This window comes from Pseudomonas sp., from assembly GCF_030690725.1.
GTDB lineage: Bacteria > Pseudomonadota > Gammaproteobacteria > Pseudomonadales > Pseudomonadaceae > Aquipseudomonas.
The window spans coordinates 12,170-31,129 of sequence record NZ_JAUYGD010000022.1; the positions used below are offsets into that span (position 1 = coordinate 12,170).

Annotated in this window: 21 protein-coding genes; 3 read left to right on the forward strand and 18 right to left on the reverse strand. The window is 61.1% G+C overall.

Translation table 11 applies throughout. The features are described from left to right. Nucleotides 1-44 precede the first annotated feature (44 nt). From Q8O69_RS04685 to Q8O69_RS04700, 4 genes are all read right to left on the reverse strand, one after another. Nucleotides 45-473 carry an organic hydroperoxide resistance protein gene (locus Q8O69_RS04685; protein ID WP_305589958.1) on the reverse strand — a complete coding sequence of 143 codons (429 nt, stop codon included), beginning with the start codon at nt 471-473 and terminating at the stop codon, nt 45-47. 511 nt (nt 474-984) lie between these two features. Continuing rightward, on the reverse strand, nt 985-1,434 hold the full coding sequence (locus Q8O69_RS04690) for a MarR family winged helix-turn-helix transcriptional regulator (protein WP_305589960.1): 450 nt from the start codon (nt 1,432-1,434) through the stop codon (nt 985-987). A gap of 229 nt (nt 1,435-1,663) precedes the next feature. Next, entirely contained in the window at nt 1,664-2,548 is an 885-nt protein-coding gene (locus tag Q8O69_RS04695; protein ID WP_305589962.1) for an SDR family oxidoreductase, read from the reverse strand. Then, on the reverse strand, nt 2,545-4,098 hold the full coding sequence (locus tag Q8O69_RS04700) for an NAD(P)/FAD-dependent oxidoreductase (protein WP_305589964.1): 1,554 nt from the start codon (nt 4,096-4,098) through the stop codon (nt 2,545-2,547). The genes Q8O69_RS04695 and Q8O69_RS04700 overlap by 4 nt, the downstream gene beginning before the upstream one ends. Before the next feature lie 115 nt (nt 4,099-4,213). Between Q8O69_RS04700 and Q8O69_RS04705 the strand changes: the two genes are divergently transcribed. Next, nucleotides 4,214-4,936 (forward strand): TetR family transcriptional regulator, encoded by a 723-nt coding sequence (locus Q8O69_RS04705; RefSeq protein WP_305589966.1) that lies wholly within the window; start codon nt 4,214-4,216, stop codon nt 4,934-4,936. A gap of 21 nt (nt 4,937-4,957) precedes the next feature. After that, on the forward strand, nt 4,958-5,356 hold the full coding sequence (locus Q8O69_RS04710) for a GFA family protein (protein WP_305589968.1): 399 nt from the start codon (nt 4,958-4,960) through the stop codon (nt 5,354-5,356). Nucleotides 5,357-5,393: 37 nt separating this feature from the next. Here the strand turns inward: Q8O69_RS04710 and Q8O69_RS04715 are convergent, their stop codons facing one another. The 4 genes from Q8O69_RS04715 to fnr all read right to left on the reverse strand — a co-directional run bounded on the left by Q8O69_RS04715 (nt 5,394) and on the right by fnr (nt 8,838). Continuing rightward, complete coding sequence (locus tag Q8O69_RS04715) at nt 5,394-6,224, reverse strand: metal-dependent hydrolase (RefSeq protein ID WP_275962742.1); 831 nt, start codon at nt 6,222-6,224, stop codon at nt 5,394-5,396. A gap of 388 nt (nt 6,225-6,612) precedes the next feature. Beyond that, a complete protein-coding gene (locus Q8O69_RS04720; RefSeq protein ID WP_305589971.1) occupies nt 6,613-7,428 on the reverse strand; it encodes an ion transporter in 816 nt (271 codons plus the stop codon). Nucleotides 7,429-7,526: 98 nt separating this feature from the next. Then, nucleotides 7,527-8,075 carry an adenine phosphoribosyltransferase gene (locus tag Q8O69_RS04725; RefSeq protein WP_305589973.1) on the reverse strand — a complete coding sequence of 183 codons (549 nt, stop codon included), beginning with the start codon at nt 8,073-8,075 and terminating at the stop codon, nt 7,527-7,529. Between the two features lie 28 nt (nt 8,076-8,103). Further along, nucleotides 8,104-8,838, reverse strand: a complete 735-nt coding sequence (gene fnr, locus Q8O69_RS04730; RefSeq protein ID WP_305589975.1) for a fumarate/nitrate reduction transcriptional regulator Fnr — start codon at nt 8,836-8,838, stop codon at nt 8,104-8,106. Between the two features lie 153 nt (nt 8,839-8,991). Between fnr and Q8O69_RS04735 the strand changes: the two genes are divergently transcribed. Further along, nucleotides 8,992-9,456 (forward strand): hypothetical protein, encoded by a 465-nt coding sequence (locus tag Q8O69_RS04735; protein WP_305589977.1) that lies wholly within the window; start codon nt 8,992-8,994, stop codon nt 9,454-9,456. A gap of 10 nt (nt 9,457-9,466) precedes the next feature. Here the strand turns inward: Q8O69_RS04735 and hemN are convergent, their stop codons facing one another. The 10 genes from hemN to Q8O69_RS04785 all read right to left on the reverse strand — a co-directional run. Beyond that, a complete protein-coding gene (hemN, locus tag Q8O69_RS04740; protein WP_305589979.1) occupies nt 9,467-10,849 on the reverse strand; it encodes an oxygen-independent coproporphyrinogen III oxidase in 1,383 nt (460 codons plus the stop codon). A gap of 292 nt (nt 10,850-11,141) precedes the next feature. Further along, nucleotides 11,142-11,825, reverse strand: a complete 684-nt coding sequence (locus Q8O69_RS04745; RefSeq protein WP_305589981.1) for a sulfite exporter TauE/SafE family protein — start codon at nt 11,823-11,825, stop codon at nt 11,142-11,144. Continuing rightward, on the reverse strand, nt 11,818-12,039 hold the full coding sequence (gene ccoS, locus Q8O69_RS04750) for a cbb3-type cytochrome oxidase assembly protein CcoS (protein ID WP_305589983.1): 222 nt from the start codon (nt 12,037-12,039) through the stop codon (nt 11,818-11,820). Before ccoS ends, Q8O69_RS04745 begins: the two co-directional genes overlap by 8 nt. A gap of 39 nt (nt 12,040-12,078) precedes the next feature. Continuing rightward, nucleotides 12,079-14,487, reverse strand: a complete 2,409-nt coding sequence (locus Q8O69_RS04755) for a heavy metal translocating P-type ATPase (RefSeq protein WP_305589985.1) — start codon at nt 14,485-14,487, stop codon at nt 12,079-12,081. An 8-nt stretch (nt 14,488-14,495) separates the two neighbouring features. Continuing rightward, nucleotides 14,496-15,020: a FixH family protein gene (locus Q8O69_RS04760; RefSeq protein WP_305589987.1), complete on the reverse strand. Its 525-nt coding sequence runs from the start codon at nt 15,018-15,020 to the stop codon at nt 14,496-14,498. Between the two features lie 12 nt (nt 15,021-15,032). Continuing rightward, on the reverse strand, nt 15,033-16,445 hold the full coding sequence (ccoG, locus tag Q8O69_RS04765) for a cytochrome c oxidase accessory protein CcoG (protein WP_305589989.1): 1,413 nt from the start codon (nt 16,443-16,445) through the stop codon (nt 15,033-15,035). 136 nt (nt 16,446-16,581) lie between these two features. Next, complete coding sequence (gene ccoP / locus Q8O69_RS04770; protein ID WP_305589991.1) at nt 16,582-17,571, reverse strand: cytochrome-c oxidase, cbb3-type subunit III; 990 nt, start codon at nt 17,569-17,571, stop codon at nt 16,582-16,584. Continuing rightward, a complete protein-coding gene (locus Q8O69_RS04775; protein ID WP_305589992.1) occupies nt 17,568-17,753 on the reverse strand; it encodes a cbb3-type cytochrome c oxidase subunit 3 in 186 nt (61 codons plus the stop codon). Before Q8O69_RS04775 ends, ccoP begins: the two co-directional genes overlap by 4 nt. Nucleotides 17,754-17,758: 5 nt before the next feature. After that, nucleotides 17,759-18,367: a cytochrome-c oxidase, cbb3-type subunit II gene (gene ccoO, locus Q8O69_RS04780; protein ID WP_305589994.1), complete on the reverse strand. Its 609-nt coding sequence runs from the start codon at nt 18,365-18,367 to the stop codon at nt 17,759-17,761. Beyond that, nucleotides 18,367-18,960: cbb3-type cytochrome c oxidase subunit I (locus tag Q8O69_RS04785; protein ID WP_305589996.1), on the reverse strand; the 594-nt coding region annotated here is incomplete at its 5' end. The genes Q8O69_RS04785 and ccoO, both read right to left, overlap by 1 nt.

Below are 18,960 nucleotides of genomic sequence, written 5' to 3' on the forward strand. Positions count from 1 at the left end.
GCGGGCCGCTGGCTGGCAGCGGCCGGGTGGTGGGTAGTTTGGGCTTAGTCGATCAGCGTCAGGGTGACGTCGATATTGCCGCGGGTGGCGTTGGAGTAAGGGCAGACGAGGTGCGCACGGTCGATCAGGGTTTGCGCTTGCTCGCGGTCCATGCCTGGCAGGCTGATGCGCAATTCGACTTCGATGCCGAAACCGTTGGGGATCGCGCCGATGCCCACTACACCTTCAATCGATGCGTCTGCTGGCATGGCCAGCTTGTCGCGGCCAGCGACGAACTTCATCGCGCCGATAAAGCAGGCCGAGTAGCCCGCAGCGAACAGCTGCTCTGGGTTAGTGCCCGCACCGCCTGCACCGCCGAGTTCTTTCGGGGTGGTCAGGGCGACGTCGAGTACGCCGTCGGAGGAGATGGCACGGCCGTCACGGCCGCCGGTGGCTTCTGCGTAGGCACGGTAAGCGATGGTTTGAATCGACATGGCGGTAATCCTCAAAAGCTGTTTGGGTTGGTTTGTTTAAAGCGTTGCGGTGTCGGGTGGTGATCAACCTTCGTGGCTGATCAGCCAGTTCGGGTAAAGGCCTTTGCCGTCTGTCTGGCTGTCGTCAGCCAGAACTGGGGCGGAAAGGGCGAGCAGGGCGGTGAAAGCGATCAGGATTTTCATAACGGTTCTCCACGACAGTCAGGTTGTTGGGTGGGTGAAGACAGCTGCAGGTTTGGTGGTCTTTCGCGCTAATGTTTTGTGCGCTAATCAGTTTCATGGGGCGAACTCTAGTGCGCATTAATTTAGCGCGCAAGATATATTTTTGAACATTTAGCGATAAGCGTTGCTTTGTTCGGGCATAAGCGAGGATTGGCGTGCTGTTGCGCGATGTTTTCGAGGGCGACGGCAGGGTGAAATTGTTGTGCGGAGCGAGGAGGTGACGGGGGCGCGTGACGCGATTTGTGCGGCAAGACCGCTGGGGCGGGCGACAGGTCTGTCGCCCAGGTGCTTACACGGCTTGCTGCAGGCTGCTGCGTAGGGCGACTAGCTCAGCCTTGAGCGCGCCGAGCTCCGCAGCGGATTGCTGAGTGGCGGTAAGGATGCAGCCGGGGATGCGTTTGGCCTGTTCGCGCAGGTTGCGGCCCTTGTCGGTGAGGAACAGTTCGACCACACGCTCGTCGACACTGCTGCGGGTGCGCTTGAGCAGGCCTTCGGCTTCCAGGCGTTTGAGCAGTGGGGTGACGGAGCCGGGGTCGGTCAGCATACGGCTGCTGATATCGCTGACGGTGATGCCATCGCTTTCCCAGAGCACCATCATCGCCAAGTACTGCGGGTAGGTCAGGCCCAGTTCCTGCAGCAGTGGCTTGTAGACCTTGGTCAACAGCAGCGACGTCGAATACAAGGCAAAGCACAGCTGGTTATCGAGCAGCAGTTCGGCGCAAGGGTCTTGCGTGGCCATGGCATTCTCCAGCGGTACGGGACAGGTGCCGACAATTTATCGCGCCAACTACTGTTATGCCAATTGAATGCGCGCGGTATTCATCCCGCGCAGACAAACGTTAGGCATAAAAAATGGCCGGGAGCCATTTTTAACGTCGCACAGCGACGGCCCGCAGGGTGGCTGCCAGGGATGGCAGGCATAAAAAAGCCCCAGACACCTGCGGCGCTGGGGCTTGTGGGCTGGCCGATTACTCCACGGCAGCCTGGGCTTTCTTGCTTGAGCCTTTCGGCGCAAAGCGCGCGGCCAGGCGCATGGAAGCGGTCACCAGCCGTTGATAGAACGCCGGCCATAGGCGTTGCATGCCATCCAGGGCGTAGGCGTCCGGGCCGATCAGGATGCGCCGCTTGTTCGCCAGCGCGCCGTTGATGATTACCTGGGCGGCTTTCTCCGGCGTGGTGCGCAGCAACTGATCGTTGAACTGCTGGCGCGCCTTGTCGGCATCCTGGCCGGTGACGCTGCTCAGGCTGGCGTTCATCCGCGCGGTCTTGGCGATATTGGTCTTGATCCCGCCGGGGTGCACGCAGCTGGCCGATACACCGCAATCGGCCATGTCCAGCTCCTGGCGCAGCGACTCGGTAAAGCCGCGCACGGCGAACTTGCTGGCGTTGTAGGCGCTCATACCCGGTTGGGAAAACAGGCCGAAAACGCTGGAGACGTTGACGATATGGCCCTGGCCGCTGGCCTTGATATACGGCAGGAAGGCTTTTGTGCCGTTGACCACGCCCCAGAAGTTGATGTTCATGATCCATTCGTAGTCGGCGTAGTCGTTGCCTTCTACGGTGCCGCCCTGGGCTACGCCGGCGTTGTTGAAGATCGCGTTAACCCGGCCGAACTCGGCCACCACCTTATCCGCCCAGGCATGCACCGCTTCGCGGTCGGCAACGTTGACCAGGGTTTCGCTGACCTGCACACCGAGTTTGCGCGCCTGGGCGGCGGTTTCCGCCAGGCCTTCGGCATTCACATCGGAAAGTGCCAGTTGGCAACCCTGGCGGGCCAGACCGAAAGCCAGAGCGCGACCGATGCCGGAACCGGCGCCAGTGATGGCGGCTACCTTGTTTTCAAACGACTTCATGCGCTGGCCTCCTGGGCAGTCAACTGGATAGCGCTGTTCTGCGCCGGGTGTGCCGCGTGTTTACGGCTGAAATGATAGGCCGCTGGGTCAAAGTTGCGCGTCAGCAGGCGGAAACGCCAGGTAAAACCTGGCCATACCGTGCAATTACGGCCGCTGACAGGGTGCAGATACCAGCTGGTGCAGCCGCCGGCATTCCACACGGTGTTGCCCAGGCTGCCCTGCAGCTTGCCGTTGAATTGGTCCTGCACGGCCTGCTTGACCTCGAGGCTCTGCAGCTCTTGTTCGCCAACCAGCTTGAGTGCGCCGAGCACGTAATGGATCTGCGACTCGATCATATAGACCATCGAGTTGTGGCCCAGGCCCGTGTTCGGCCCCATCAGGAAGAACAGGTTGGGGAAGCCGGCAGTGAGGGTGCCTTTGTAGGCCTGCGGGCCTTCCGGCCAGGTGTCGAGCAGGTCGACGCCGCCACGGCCAAACACCACACCGCGTGGCAGCGGGTCGCTTGGGGTGAAACCGGTGCCGAAGATGATCGCGTCGATCTCGCGCTCTTTACCGTCCACGGTGCGGATGCTGCCGCTGCGGATTTCCTCAATGCCGTCGGTGATCAGGTCAACGTTGGGCTGGGTCAGCGCCGGGAAGTAATCGTTGGAGATCAGCACGCGCTTGCAGCCCATCAGGTAATCCGGGGTGACCTTGGCACGCAGGACCGGGTCCTTGATCTGCTTGTTGATGTACCACTTGCCGAATTTCTGGGCGAGGGTCATCACCTTGGGCAGCATGGCAAAGCCGATCACCCGGCTTTCCAGCAGGGCGTAGATGGTGCCGCGCCAGAGTTTCTGCAGCAGCGGAAAGCGCTTGAAGCGGTTGCGCTCACGCTCGCTGATGGCGCGGTCCGGCTTGGGCATGATCCACGGTGCGGTGCGCTGGTACAGATCGAGCTGGCTGACCTGCTTCTGGATCTGCGGCACGAACTGGATCGAGGAGGCGCCGGTGCCGATCACCGCGATGCGCTTGCCGGTGAGGTCATAGCTGTGATCCCACTGCTGCGAGTGGAAGATCTTGCCGGTGAAATCGCCCAGGCCCTTGAGCGCCGGAATCGATGGGGTGGACAACGCACCCATGCCGGAGACCACGAACTGTGCGGTGTAGCTGTTGCCGGCGCGATCATTGATCTGCCACAGCTCTTGCTGCTCATCCCAGGCCAGGCGGGTGATCTCGGTGTTCAGCTGAGTGTGGTTCTGCAGGCGGTACTTGGCCCAGCAACCTTCCAGATAACCCTGGATTTCCGGCTGCTTGGCGAACATGCGCGTCCAGTCGGGGTTTTGCTCGAAGGAGAACGAATACAGGTGCGATTGCACGTCACAGCCGCAGCCCGGGTAATTGTTCACTCGCCAGGTGCCGCCGACGCCGGCTTCTTTTTCAAACAGCAGGAAGTCATGTTCGCCGGCCTGCTTCAGGCGGATGGCCATGCCCAGGCCGGAGAAGCCCGTACCGATAATGGCGACCTTGCAGTGGCGGGTGGCAGAAGGGGGTGAGACGGGTGCATTCATGGCCAAGCTCCTGTTATGTTTATTGCTGGCGTATACAGCTGTATACCAAGGTAGACAAATGTATACTCGCCAGCAAGCAGCATTCTCACAAGCCAACTTTTAGGTAGGGTTCGTCATGCAGGCAGATGCCAGCGAGCAGCAGCCAGCCGCAGAAAAAGCCACTGAGGCCCCCGGTAAGACCCTGTTACTGGAGGCCGCGTTACGTCTCACCTCAACCAGCCGCAGCCTGAGCAACCTGGGCCTGCGCGAGCTGGCCCGTGAGGCCGGGCTGAATCCCAATACCTTCTATAGGCACTTCAAGGATGTGGATGACCTGGGGCTGACGGTGATCCGCCAGATCTCCACCCAGCTGCGTCAGCCGCTGCGCGACCTGCGCCGTGAAGCCGCCGAGCGCGCGGTGCAATCGCCCAGTAAAAGCGTGGCCTTGCTGTTTGGCATCGACCTGGATCGCGGCCGGCGGGTGTGCCATGAAACCGTGCAGCTGTTCTTCGACTTCGTCGCGCAGAATCCAGCGGCCTTTATCATCGGTGTGCGTGAGCTGCATGGTGCGTCTGCTGTGCTGCGTGCAGCGTTGCAGGAGGTTATGGATGAATTCGGCGCGGACATGGCCGAGGACATCATCGCCTTCAAGCTGCTGCCGGAAATGGTCAACCCAGCGGTGGTGCTGCAGGTGTCGAACCTGATCAGCCGCAACCTGTTCCAGCTGTCGCTGGACTATATCGGCCAGCCCGAGCGGCAAGCGGCGATCTGTGCACTGGCCGAGGAGCAGATCGTTATGCTGTTTACCGGGGCCAGCGTGTTGCAGGGGCTGGGGCAGCTCAAGTTGCCGGTGGATTAAATTTCAATGGAGATCGGCAGCATGGTGTCATTGCCTCTGTTCGGCGGCTGCGCGTGCGGCAGTGTGCGTTACCGCCTGGAAAGTCTGCCCTCAGAGACTGGTTACTGCCATTGCCGTATCTGCCAGAAATCAGGTGCTACACCTGCAATGCCCTGGGCCATGGTGCCTGGTGCGGCACTGCATTACCTGAGTGGTGATATCGGTGTATTCCGTTCCAGCAACCGTGGAGAAAGGCGCTTCTGTCGCGATTGTGGTACTCCGTTGGAGTATCGCGAGCAGGGCCGTGAAGAGGTTGGACTCAATAGCGTGACGCTTGACCATCCCGAGTGGTTTGCGCCGCAGAAACACATTTGGTATGCGTCGCGCTTACCCTGGTTTGAGCTGGCCGACGATTTGCCGCGTTTTGCCGGGGAAGGCTGATGCGGGGGGCTGTAGAGCCCCCCGCATCTGTCGGGTATCAGTTGTTAAAGCCCAGACGCTGCCGCCAGCGCTGTTCCAGCGCTTTGCTGTCGTGGTCGAAGGGGTGGAAGCCGGGGCGGTAGTAGTCCAGGTACGGCAGGATCAGTTTGGTCAGGAAGCCGTTGCGTGGGCCGAACAGGGTTTTCAGGCCTTTGCCCCAGCTGCGCCAGTTGAACAGTTGGCCGTCCTTGCGCAGTAGGTGCAGCTGGAACCAGCCGATCACGCCGAAGAAGATCACGGTAGAAATCGCCATCATGCCGACGCGGGTGAAATAACCGCCGTAGACCTTCTGGTACACGTCGTAGCAGACCGCCTTGTGCTCGTTCTCTTCAATCGCGTGCCACATCCACAGTTGATACAGCTTGGGGTCGTTCATCTGGGTGGTCAGGTCTTCGCGCTGCAGCAGCTGCTCGGCCATGGTTGCGGTGAAGTGCTCCAGGGCGCAGGTGGCGGCCAGGCGCTGCTTTTTGGTGGTGATCTTGGTCACCCACTCCAGCAGCACCTTGATGCGCAGCTCCAGCAGTTCCAGGTCGATATTGTGCTCGGCGGCGTAGTCGTTATAGGCCGCGTGCTCCTTGGAGTGCATGGCTTCCTGGCCGATAAAGGCGCTGATGTCCTTTTTCAGCTGCGGCTCGCTCACCTGTTCGCGCACGGCGCGCACGCTGTCGACGAAGAACTTTTCGCCATAGGGAAACAGCGACGACAGGTTGTTCATGAAGTGGCTCATAAAGGGGTCGCCGGCAAACCAGAACTTCTGGCTTTCATCGAAGGTGAAGTCCATGCGACGCACGGGAAAGCTGGCGGTTGGGGTGCTGGTTTTGGCTGTCATAAGGGCGACTCCTCGGCATATTGGTCGCATTCGCGACCGCTCTTGTTATGGGGCTTGAGACGACAGGCTGGGCTGTCTTGGGCCGTGATTTATCTTTAGCCGAGGGCGTTTTGGGCGCGAGGTCATTCCTGGCCAGGGCAGCCGGAATTGCGCCAACTTATGGATAGTTGTCGGACAGTTGGCTGCGGGGGATCGCGTCTATGACGCAGCAGCCTGTGCTGATCCCGAGGGCCTGTAATCTCGCCGAGTGGATACTACGCAGTCTTGCAGGGCGTAGGAGCGGGCCGTGCCCGCGATGGCTTTGCCGAACATGCTATTCGCGGCCATGGGCCGCTCCTACGAATTCCCTGAGCCCGCAACGTCAAGAGGCTCATCCGGGGACTGTGTTTCAGCGCTGCTGGCGCAGCTCGGCGACTTCGGCGCGCAGGGCGCGCAGTTCATCGAGCAGCAATTGCTCGGTGGGCGAGGGCGGAGCGAGTTTGGCTTCCTGTTCATGGGTGGTCTGCATGGCATTGACCACCACGGCGATAAACAGGTTGAGCATCATAAAGGTGGCGATCAGGATAAACGGCAGGAAATACATCCACGCCAGCGGGAATGTTTCCATCACCGGGCGCACGATGCCCATCGACCAGCTTTCCAGGGTCATCACCTGGAACAGGGTGTAGAGGCTGGCGCCGAGGCTGCCGAACCACTCGGGGAAGGCAGCGCCGAATAGCTGGGTGGCCATCACCGCCGCCACGTAGAACACCAGGCCGAGCAGCATGGCGATACTGCCCATGCCCGGCAGCGAGGACAGCAGCGCCTCGACCACCCGGCGCATGTTCGGGTTGATCGAAATTAGCCGCAGTACGCGCAACACGCGCAGCGCACGCAGCACGGCGAACGGACCGCTGGAGGGCACCAGGGCTACGCCCACCACCAGGCAGTCGAAGACCGCCCAGGGATCGCGCAGCAGACCCAAGCCGCGAGCGACAAAGCGCAGCGCCAGCTCCAGGATAAATACCGCGAGAATCAGTTGATCCAGCGTCAGCAGCAGCTCGCCCCAGTCGGCCATCAGGCCAGGGTAGGTCTGGATGCCGAGAATCGCGGCGTTGAGCACGATCAGGGTGGTGACCAGGCGGGTGATGATTTTGCTTTCCATCAGCGCACCGAGGCGCTGACGCCAGTGGCTGGACGTCGGGTTCATTGATATTTCATTCATGGCGGGTGGGGTACTTGTGTAAACGGTGGCGCGAGTCAGTTCGCGAGGGTCAGCTTGGCCCCGACATGCAGCGCTGCCGTCAGGGCCGTGAAGCAGATTTATTGGTCAGTGAGGGTGAAGCTGGTCAGGGCGAAGGTGGGGATGCCGCTGTCCTGCAGTTTTTGCGAACCGCCCAGTTCGGGCAGGTCAATGATCGCGGCAGCTTCGATGATGCTGGCGCCCATGCGCCGTACCAGTTGTGCAGCGGCCAGCAGGGTGCCGCCAGTGGCGATCAGGTCATCGAAAATCAGCACCTTGTCGCCTTCGCAGAGGCTGTCGGCGTGGACTTCCAGTTTGGCTTCGCCGTACTCGGTCTGGTAGCTCTCGCTGAGCACGTCGGCGGGCAGCTTGCCCTGCTTGCGGAACAGAATCAGCGGCTTGTTCAGTTCGTAGGCGATGATCGAGCCGATCAGAAAGCCGCGTGCATCCATGGCGCCGATATGGCTGAAATCCGCTTCGACGTAACGCTGGATAAAACTGTCGGCAACCATGCGCAGGGCACGTGGCGACTGGAAAAGCGGGGTGATATCGCGAAAGATCACCCCCGGCTTGGGGAAGTCCACCACCGGGCGGATCAGGGTTTTGATGCTGAATTCGTCGAAGATCATCGGCTAGGTCCTGCGCTGCGCGGGTCGATCAGCCGTCGAGGTTACCGCCGGCCAGGGCACACAGCTCGATGGGGTCGAGGATATGCACTTCTTTGCCTTCGGCTTCGAGCAGCTTGTTCTGTTGGAAGCGGGTAAATACCCGCGATACGGTCTCCACCGCAAGGCCCAAATAGTTACCAATTTCGTTACGCGACATGGCCAGGCGGAATTGATTGGCCGAGAAGCCGCGGGCGCGGAAGCGTGCCGAGAGGTTGACCAGGAAGGTGGCGATGCGTTCATCGGCGGTTTTCTTCGAGAGCAGCAGCATCATCTGCTGATCGTCGCGGATCTCGCGGCTCATGACGCGCATCAGTTGGCGGCGCAGTTGCGGCAGTTGTACCGACAACTCGTCGAGGCGCTCGAAGGGGATTTCGCACACCGAGGTGGTTTCCAGAGCCATGGCTGACACCGGGTACGCGTCACTGTCCATGCCGGACAGACCGACCAGCTCGCTGGGCAGGTGGAAGCCGGTGATCTGTTCGTCGCCGCTGTCGCTCAGGCTGAAGGTTTTCAGTGCGCCGGAACGTACCGCGAACACCGAGTTGAAAGCATCGCCCTGGCGGAACAGGAATTCGCCCTTTTTCAGCGGCCGGCCGCGTTTGACGATTTCGTCGAGCGCGTCCATGTCTTCCAGATTCAGCGACAGCGGCAGGCACAAGCTCGCCAGGCTGCAATCCTTGCAATGGGCTTGGTGTGGGGTATGCAACTTGATGCTTTCGGACATCGCTGGCGATCCTGAGGGTAAACACACAATAGCCGTAAGGTTACAGCAGGGTGCAGGGTAGGGCCACTAGGACGCAGTCTGATCGAATGTTCAAGTTTTATCCGGCGCGGCCGATAAATCAGGCGGCTTTCAATATCTGCAAGGAGCATCCGTATGCGTCTGGAATCGACCCAATTGAGCACCCGCATGAACTTGGCGCTGGAGCGTAAGAGCGCTGCGACCGAAGGCGTTGTAGAGAGCAGCGAGGGGGATAAGCAGGCGCTGCGCGACAGCCTGCGAGTGAGTCTGTCGGAGCTGGGCAAGGCACGCTCCGCCGCCGCGCAGAAGAATCGCGATATTGATGAGAGCAGCCTGCCGGATGTGCTCAAGGATATTCTCAAGATGATCCGCGAGCTTAAGGCGCAGATCGAGGCGAAGAAAGCCGAGCTGAAAGAGGTCATGCAGGACCAGAGCCTCGATCCCGAAGCCAAACGCATAAAGATCGAAATGCTGCAGGGCGAACTGGCCTCCCTGCAGGGCGCGTTGAGCAGCGCCAACGCGACGCTGATCAAGACCATGCGTGAGCAGGACCTCAGTGATCAGCAGATGCAGGAAGTGGCCAGCCTGGTTATGAAATAAGCCCGGCCTGCTAGATCACCCGGGAAAAACGCTGCCTGCTTAGCTCATTCAGGTAACGATCAAATAGCATGCACAGCGAGCGCACCAGCAGGCGGCCCGCTGGCCGTACTTCGATGCCCTGAGCATTCAACTCGATCAGCCCATCAGTGGCCATCTGCTGCAGTTGCGGCCAGACCTCGGCAAAGTAACTGCGAAAATCGATGGCATAAGCCTGTTCGATATCGGCAAAGCGCAGCTGGAAATGACAGATCAACTGCTGGATCACCGCTCGGCGCAGGCGGTCGTCGGGGTCGCAATGCAGGCCGCGTAGGGTGGCCAGTTCGCTGTGGTCGAGGCTGTCCTGGTATTTACTCAGGTCGCTGTTGTTCTGGCAGTACAGCTCGCCAATCTGGCTGATCGATGACACCCCGAGGCCAATCAGGTCGCAATGGCCGTTGGTGGTGTAGCCCTGGAAGTTGCGTTGCAGGCTGCCATCTTCCTGGGCGCTGGCCAGTTCGTCGTCGGGCAGGGCGAAGTGATCCATGCCGATATAGCGGTAACCGGCGGCGCTCAGTTGCTCGATGCTGGCCTGCAGCATGGCCAACTTGTCGCCCGGGTTGGGCAGGTCGCTGGTGTTGATCCGCCGCTGCGGCATAAAGCGCTCCGGCAGGTGGGCGTAGTTGAACAGCGATAGGCGATCGGGTTGCAGGCCAATCACTTCGGCCACGGTGCGGGCGAAACGCTCCGGGGTTTGCAGCGGCAGGCCGTAGATCAGGTCGATGTTTATCGAGCGGAACTGCAGGGTGCGCGCGGCTTCGACGATGGCGCGGGTTTCTTCCAGGGTCTGCAGGCGATTGACTGCTCGCTGTACGGCCGGGTCGAGGTCTTGCACGCCCAGGCTGACGCGGTTGAAACCCAGTTCACGGAGCAGGCCCATGGTCGACCAGTCGGCTTCGCGCGGGTCGATCTCGATGCTGTAGTCGCCAGTGTCGTCATCCAGCAGATTGAAGTGCTGGCGCAGGTGGCCCATCAGGTGGCGCAGTTCATCGTGACTGAGAAAGGTTGGCGTGCCGCCACCGAAGTGCAGCTGTTCGACCTTCTGCTGCGGGTCGAGATGGCGGCTGATGATCTCGATTTCGCGTTCTAGTTTTTCCAGATAAGGCTGGGCGCGGCCGCGATCCTTGGTGATCACCTTGTTGCAGGCGCAGTAGTAACAAATGTGCGCGCAGAATGGGATGTGCACATACAGCGACAGCGGTCGCAGCGCTTTGCGGCTGTCACGCAGTGCGTGCAGCAAGTCGAACTGACTGACCCGCTCATGGAACTGCACGGCGGTCGGGTAGGAGGTGTAACGCGGGCCGGCCTGGTCGTAGCGGCGGATCAGAGTGCTGTCCCACTGGATGGCGTTGAGCATGCGGGTATTCCCGGTTTGGCTATCAATGCCGGGAAGTCTAAGAGCGCTGCGCCTGGGGTGTTTTGACCTGTATCAAGCGGCCTCTTATCGCTTAGCAGGCCGTTGAAAAACTACCTGCGTTGCCACCGCAGCGTTAAAAACAGGCTCAAAATGCTCATTTACAGCTCGTAAACTCCGCTTGATTCGCTGCGCTCACCCTTCGGGTCAGCCGTTGGCTGTTACTTCGCTGCGCTGCGTTTCTCGCCTGTTTTTGCCTTGCGCTGGCGGCCTCGCCTACGTTTTCAACTGCCTGCTAGTGGCCCATCAGCCAGTGCTGGTGCGGGCCGGGCAGGGTCCACAGGCCAAAGAGGATTACCAGAATGCCGCCGGCCGTACGTACGCCTTGCTTGCGCAGCAGGGCGGTCAGGCGTTCGGCGGCCATGCCGGTGGCCAGCAGTACCGGCAGGGTGCCGAGGCCGAAGGCAAACATCAGGGCGGCGCTGTCGATTGCATTACCTTGGCTCGCAGCCCACAGCAGGGTGCTGTAAACCAGGCCGCAGGGCAGCCAGCCCCACAGACTGCCGAGCACCAGGGCGCGCGGCAGGCTGGTAACTGGCATAAAGCGCCGAGTCAGTGGCTGGATATACCGCCAGAGGCCGCGACCGAGGGCTTCGATACTGGTCAGGCCGCTCCACCAGCCGGCCAGGTACAGGCCCATGGCAATCAGCAGCAGTGCTGCAACCACCCGCAGGCCCATTACCAGCGGACTATTAGCCAGCGCCCAGCCCGCCAGCCCCAGCAGCAGACCGGCCAGGCTGTAACTGAAGATGCGCCCCAGGTTGTAGGCCAGCAGCAGCTGAAAGCGCTGTGCGCGCCGCTCGGGCGGAATGGCCAGGGTCAGCGCGCCCATCAGGCCGCCGCACATGCCCAGGCAGTGTCCGCCGCCGAGCAGGCCGAGGATCAGTGCTGAAACCAGCAGCGGCAGTAGCTCAAGCACCGGGCTTGTCCTGCTGAGAGTCTTTGGGTTGGTCTTGTTGCTGCGCCTGGCTTACGGCAGCTGTGTGCTTGGGGTCTTCGTCGTCGAACAGGATGCTGTGCGCCGGGCCGTCGAGGTCGTCGTACTGACCACTGTCCACCGCCCAGAAGAACAGCCAGATGGCAAAGCCCACCAGGGCAATGGCGACCGGGATCAGGATATAGAGGGCTGGCATGGGATCTCCGAGCGGCGATAGGGTTGGGCGGCGCTCACCTTACGGCTTGGGCAGGCGAGTCAGGCGCAGTGCGTTGACCACCACCAGCAATGAGCTGACCGACATACCCAGTGCCGCCCAGATTGGGGTAATCCAGCCGATGGCGGCGAAGGGCAGCACCAGGCCATTGTACAGACTGGCCCAGGTCAGGTTCTCGATGATGATGCGCCGGGTTCGTTGCGCCATGTGTAGCGCCTGCACCAGGCTGCTCAGGCGGTTGGACAGCAGCACGGCATCGGCGCTGGTTTTTGCCAGGTCGGTGGCGCTGCCCATGGCCACGCTGATATCGGCGGCGGCCAGCACCGGCACGTCGTTGACCCCATCGCCGAGCATCAATACCCGGCGGCCCTGGCTGTGCAGCTGCTTGAGCACGTCCAGCTTGGCATCTGGAGTGAGACCGCCACGGGCGTCAATGATGCTCAGCTGGCGCGCTACTTCGCCGACCATGGGCGAGCTGTCGCCGGACAGCAGCATGATCTGCCAACCCTTGGCCTTGGCCATGTCGATCAGTTGCGGTGCGTCTTCGCGCAGGCGGTCATTCAACACAAACCAGGCCAACGGCCCTTGTTCATCGCCCAGCAGCAGCCATTGGCCGTGCTCACCGGCAATCGCCGGCGCGGGTTGCGCACTCAGCGCGCAGACAAAACCCGCCTCACCGATGCGCAGTACCCGGTTGCCGACACGCCCCTGCAGGCCCAGGCCCGGATAACTGTCGACCGCTTCGGCTGCTTCTGGAGCCTGGCCGAAGGCGCGGGCAATTGGGTGCTCGGAGCGGTTTTCCAGGGCGGCGGCCAGGGCCAGACAGTTGTCGGCATCCAGTTCGCGCAGAGGGTGAATGGCGCTGAGGGTCAGGCGGCCTTCAGTAAGGGTGCCGGTCTTGTCCAGCACCAGGGTGTCGATCTGATTCAGGCCTTCCAGCACATGGCCGCGCGTCAGCAGCATACCCAGTTTGTGCAGTGAGCCGGTCGCTGCGGTCAGTGCCGTGGGTGTAGCCAATGCCAGCGCGCAAGGGCAGGTGGCGACCAGTAGGGAAAGGACGATCCAGAATGCGCGCGATGGGTCGAGCTGCCACCAGACCAGGCCGACGATGGCCGCTACCACCAGCACGATCAGCAGGAACCATTGCGCGACCTGATCGGCCAGTACCGCCAGGCGCGGTTTGTCGCTCTGCGCGCGCTCCAGCAGGCGGACGATAGCCGACAGCCGCGTGGCATCGCCGAGGGCCTGCACTTCAACCTGCAACGGTCCTTCGACGTTCAGGGTGCCGGCGGTAACGCTGTCGCCAACGTTACGCGGCTGTGGCAGGTATTCGCCGGTCAGCAGCGATTCATCGACGCTCGACTGGCCTTGAACAATCCGCCCGTCAGCCGGTAGTAGGGCGCCAGGCGGCACCAGCACCTGATCGCCGACGTGCAGCTCGCTGAGCAGAATACGCTGGCTCTGGCCGTCTGCATCCAGGCGTAGGCAGGAGGCCGGTAGCAGATTGACCAACTGCGCAGTGGCGGCGGCTGTGCGCTCGCGGGCGCGGCGTTCCAGATAGCGGCCAGCCAACAGAAACAGGGCAAACATGCCCACAGCATCGAAATACAGCTCGCCCTGACCGGTCACCGTCGACCAGATGCCGGCCACGTAGGCCCCGCCAATCGCCAAGGATACCGACACATCCATGGTCAGGTGGCGGGTGCGCAGGTCGCGCAGCGCGCCACGGAAAAACTGGCCGCAGCAGTAGAAGACAATCGGCGTGGTGAGAAACAGGCTGACCCAGCGCAGGATCTTGTCCAGCTCGGGACTGAGGTCGATATTGAATTCCGGCCAGGTGGCCATGGTCGCCATCATCACCTGCATCCACAGCATGCCGGCCACGCCCAGCTCGCGCATGGCGCGGCGGTTCTCGCGCTGCAGCTGTTCGGCGGCGGCATCGGCCTGCCAGGGGTGGGCGGCGTAGCCGATCTTGCGCAGTGCCTTGAGCAGGCTGCTGAGCGGCAGTTGGCTGTCGGCCCAGCGCACCTGCAGGCGGTGGTTGGACAGGTTGAGGTGCGCCTCGCTGACGCCCGGCAGGTCGCGCAGATGCTTTTCAATCAGCCAGCCACAGGCCGCGCAGCTGATGCCTTCGATCAGCAGGCAGGTTTCGCTGAGTTCGCCGTCATGTTCGACAAAGGGCTGCTGCACGTCGCTGCGGTCATACAGCGCCAGCTCATCGGGCAGCGCTTGGGGCAGGCTCTGCGGGTTAGCGGCGCTTTCGCTGCGGTGTTTGTAGTAGTGCTCCAGGCCGCCGCTGACGATGGCTTCGGCCACTGCCTGACAGCCCGGGCAGCACATCTCGCGGGTTGCGCCCAGTACCTGAGCCTGGAAACGGCTGCCGGCGGGTACCGGCAGGCCACAGTGGTAGCAAGGAGTCGGGTTGGCCATCGGTGCGCTTATTGAGCATCCCCGAGGAGGATGTTCTGCCCGCTTTGCACGTTTTCTTCTTCAAACAGACGCCAGTCCTTGCCGCCTTCCTGGCCGATCAGCTCGACAAAGCGCCGGCCCTTGACCGCATCGACCATCTGCCCGCTGTAGCTGCCATCGGCCTGTGGTTGCAGGATTACCCGGCGGTCGCGTTCCGGCTGGGTCGGCGATATCAGGTTGAGCACCAGCTGTTGCGGACGGCTATTGCCGCTCAGCTGCAGGGTGGCCGTGCCGTTGTCATCGTTGAGCAGCAGGCTGGCGTGCAGCTTGAGGCGGATGGCGTGATTTTCCCGCTCCAGGGACTGGTTGATGCCTTTGCCGACGTCGTAATAGTCATCGGAAATCAGCCCTGGCGGGTTCTTCGTGGCGATGGTCAGCAGGGTCAGCCCCTGGACTACTGAATAGGCCAACAGGCCTATCAGGAACCAGGGCCAGAATTGCTTGTACCAGGGCTTGATGATCTCGGGGTTCTTTTCAGCTATGGGTTCAGACATGGGTTTCTCTAATCAGCGCACGCTAGGGCCGATAAATCGGCTGGCGGCGTCGGTTTTGATGCTTGGGTCATCCGCCGAGTGCAGGCGGAAGGTGATTTCATTGGTGCTTGAAGGCAGTTTTTCCGGGTCGATAGACAGCTCGACAGGCAGCGACAGCACCTCGCCAGCGATTGCCTTGATCTCGCGCTTGCCTTCGTACACCAGGCCGTCGAGGCCGTCGGCTTCGATCAGGTAAGTGACCTCATGCTGGGCCTTGTTCATGATCTTCAGGGTGTAGACGTTCTCGATCCGGCCTTCTTCGTTCTCGCGGTAGAGCACGCGGTCCTTGAGCACATCCAGCTCCACCAGCGAACGGTCGGCGATGGCCCAGGCGAACACGCAGAACATGGCCAGCAAGGCGATGGCGTATCCGATCAGGCGCGGCCGCACCAGGTGGGTCTTCTGTCCGGAAAGGTTGTGCTCGGTGGTGTAGCTGATCAGCCCTTTCGGGTAGTTCATCTTCTCCATGATGCTGTCGCAGGCATCGACGCAGGCGGCGCAGCCGATGCATTCGATCTGCAGACCGTCGCGGATGTCGATGCCGGTAGGGCAGACGTGCACACACATCTTGCAGTCGATGCAATCGCCCAGGCCTTCGGCCTTGTAGTCGGCATCGCGCTTGCGCGGGCCACGGTGTTCGCCGCGGCGTGGATCGTAGGAGACGATCAGGGTGTCTTGGTCGAACATCACGCTCTGGAAGCGCGCATAGGGGCACATGTAGATGCACACCTGCTCGCGCAGGTAGCCGGCGTTGCCGTAGGTGGCGACGGTAAAGAAGCCGACCCAGAACAGCGCCCAACCGCCTGCTTGCAGGGTGAACAGCTCGGGGATCAGTTCGCGAATCGGCGTGAAGTAACCGACGAAAGTTATCGCGGTGACCAGCGATACGCCGACCCAGATGCCGTGCTTGGCCAGCTTGCGCAGGAATTTCTGCGTGGTCATCGGGCTCTTGTCGAGCTTCATGCGCTGGTTGCGATCACCTTCGGTGACCTTCTCCGCCCACATAAACACCCAGGTGAATACGCTCTGCGGGCAGGTGTAGCCGCACCACACGCGGCCGGCGAACACGGTGATAAAGAACAGGCCGAAGGCGGCAATGATCAATAGCGCCGAGAGCAGGACGAAATCCTGCGGCCAGTAGGTGGAGCCGAAAATATAGAATTTGCGCTCCGGCAGGTTCCACCAGACGGCCTGACGGCCATTCCAGGTCAACCATACGGTGCCGAAGTACAACAGAAAGAGGGCTGCGCCACCGAGCATGCGCAAGTTGCGGAAGATGCCGGTGAAGGAGCGGGTGTAGATTTTTTCGCGGTTGGCGTACAGGTCAACAACTTCGACCTTGGCCGGGGCAGGGGTGACGTCTTTAACTGGAATCTGTGCACTCATCAGTTCGTACCACGGCGGTTGATTGGCTGCCCTGGTCGATACATGCCGGCCGGGGTCATACGGGCTCTTGCGCTATGGTACGCCTGACGATTGCCTGACAGGTGCGACCTGCGGTCGCGCCTGTCAGGCTGGAGAATTACTTCTCGATTTTTTCTTGCGACAGGCTGTACACGTAAGCCGCCAGCAGATGCACCTTGTCATTACCCAGGAAGTCAGCCTGGGCAGGCATCTTGCCGTTACGGCCATAGCGCAGCGTTTGTTGTACCTGAGCAAAGCTGGAGCCGTAGAGCCAGGTTTTGTCGGTCAGGTTGGGTGCGCCCATGGCCTGTTGGCCCTTACCTTCAGCGCCATGACAGACTGCACAAGTAGTCGCGAAGATGTCTTGACCTGCGGCAAGGTCAACCTCGATACCTTCCGGGTTTTTCAAACCGGACAGGCTGCGGATGTAACCAGCCACGTTACGGATACCTTCCTCACCGATCACCGGCAGCTGCGCAGGCATTACGCCCTGGCGGCCCGCCATGATGGTGGTCTTGATGGTTTCCGGTTCGCCGCCATGCAGCCAATCGTTGTCGGTCAGGTTGGGGAAGCCATAGGCGCCCTTGGCGTCGGAGCCGTGGCAGACCGAGCAGTTGGAAGCAAACAGGCGGCCGCCCATTTTCAACGCTTGCTCGTCCTGGGCCACTTGTTCGATCGGCATGGCCGCATATTTGGCGAAGATCGGGCCGTATTGGCCTTCAGCTTTAGCCATTTCCTTTTCCCACTGGTGCACGCCGGTCCAGCCCGCATTGCGCTCTACGCCACCGGCAATTTCGATATTGGTGGCGAAGGGCGTTTTGGCCTTGGTGTCGAGGTAGTCGTAACCCGGCAGCAGACCTTTCCAGTTACCCAGGCCCGGGTAGAGCGCCAGGTAGCCGAGGGCAAAGATGATGGTGCCGACAAACAGCATAAACCACCACTTGGGCAGCGGGTTGTCGAACTCTTCGATACCGTCGAAGGAATGGCCGACGGTTTCTTCGGTGGTTTCTTCGCGCTGACCCTTACGGGTGCCGAAGATCAGCCAGGTCAGGGCAAAGATGGTGCCCAGAGACAGAATGGTTACGTACCAACTCCAGAACGTGGTCATTGGTTATTGCTCCTGGAAGATTGCTCGTCACGCTCAGTGGGTTTGGGATCATCGGCGAAGGGCAGGTTGGCGGCCTCGTCGAAGCTGGATTTACGCTTGCTGCTGTAGGCCCAGAGCACCACGCCAATAAAGGCGATGAACACCACTGCTGTACCTATGCCGCGAATCATCCCGATATCCATGTGCGTTACCGTTTGTTCTTGATGGATGTGCCGAGAACCTGCAGGTACGCAACGATCGCGTCCATTTCGGTCTTGCCTTTTACTGCGTCCTTGGCCCCGGCGATGTCTTCATCGGTGTAGGGGATGCCAAAGCCACGCATGACTTCCATCTTCTTGGCGGTGTCCTTGCCGTCGAGCTTGTGCTCAACCAGCCAGGGGTATGCCGGCATCTTCGACTCAGGCACCACGTTGCGCGGGTTGTACAGGTGCGCACGTTGCCATTCATCCGAGTAACGACCGCCAACGCGAGCCAGGTCCGGACCGGTACGCTTGGAACCCCACAGGAACGGGTGGTCCCAGACGCTTTCACCGGCTACCGAGTAGTGGCCGTAACGTTCGGTTTCGGCGCGGAACGGACGAATCATCTGCGAGTGGCAGCCGACACAGCCGTTGGCGATGTACACATCGCGGCCTTCCAGTTCCAGCGCGGTGTAAGGCTTGAGGCCTTCCACCGGCTCGTTGGTAACGTCTTGGAAAAACAGCGGAACGATTTGAGTCAGGCCGCCGATGCTGACGGCCAGAACCATCAGCAGCGCCATCAGGCCGATATTCTTCTCAATGATTTCGTGTTTCATCAGTGCGCTACTCCGGCAGGAATCTGTGCAGCCGCTTCGTATTCAGAAGCCTTGGCGGCACGCACGGTGCGGTAGGTGTTGTAAGCCATCAGCAGCATGCCCGCGACGAAGAAGGCGCCACCAATCATGCGCACCACGTAACCCGGGTGGCTGGCTTCCAGCGCTTCAACGAAGGAGTAGGTGAGGGTGCCGTCTTCGTTGACTGCACGCCACATCAGGCCCTGGGTGATGCCGTTGACCCACATCGAGGCGATGTACAGCACGGTACCGATGGTAGCCAGCCAGAAGTGCGCGTTGATCAGGCCAACGCTGTGCATCTGTGGGCGACCGAAGACTTTCGGCAGCAGGTGGTACAGCGCACCGATGGAGATCATGGCTACCCAGCCGAGCGCGCCGGCGTGTACGTGGCCGATGGTCCAGTCGGTGTAGTGGGACAGAGCGTTGACGGTCTTGATCGCCATCATCGGACCTTCGAAGGTCGACATGCCGTAGAACGCCAGCGATACCACCAAAAAGCGCAGGATTGGGTCGGTGCGCAGCTTATGCCAGGCGCCCGACAGGCTCATCATGCCGTTGATCATGCCGCCCCAGCT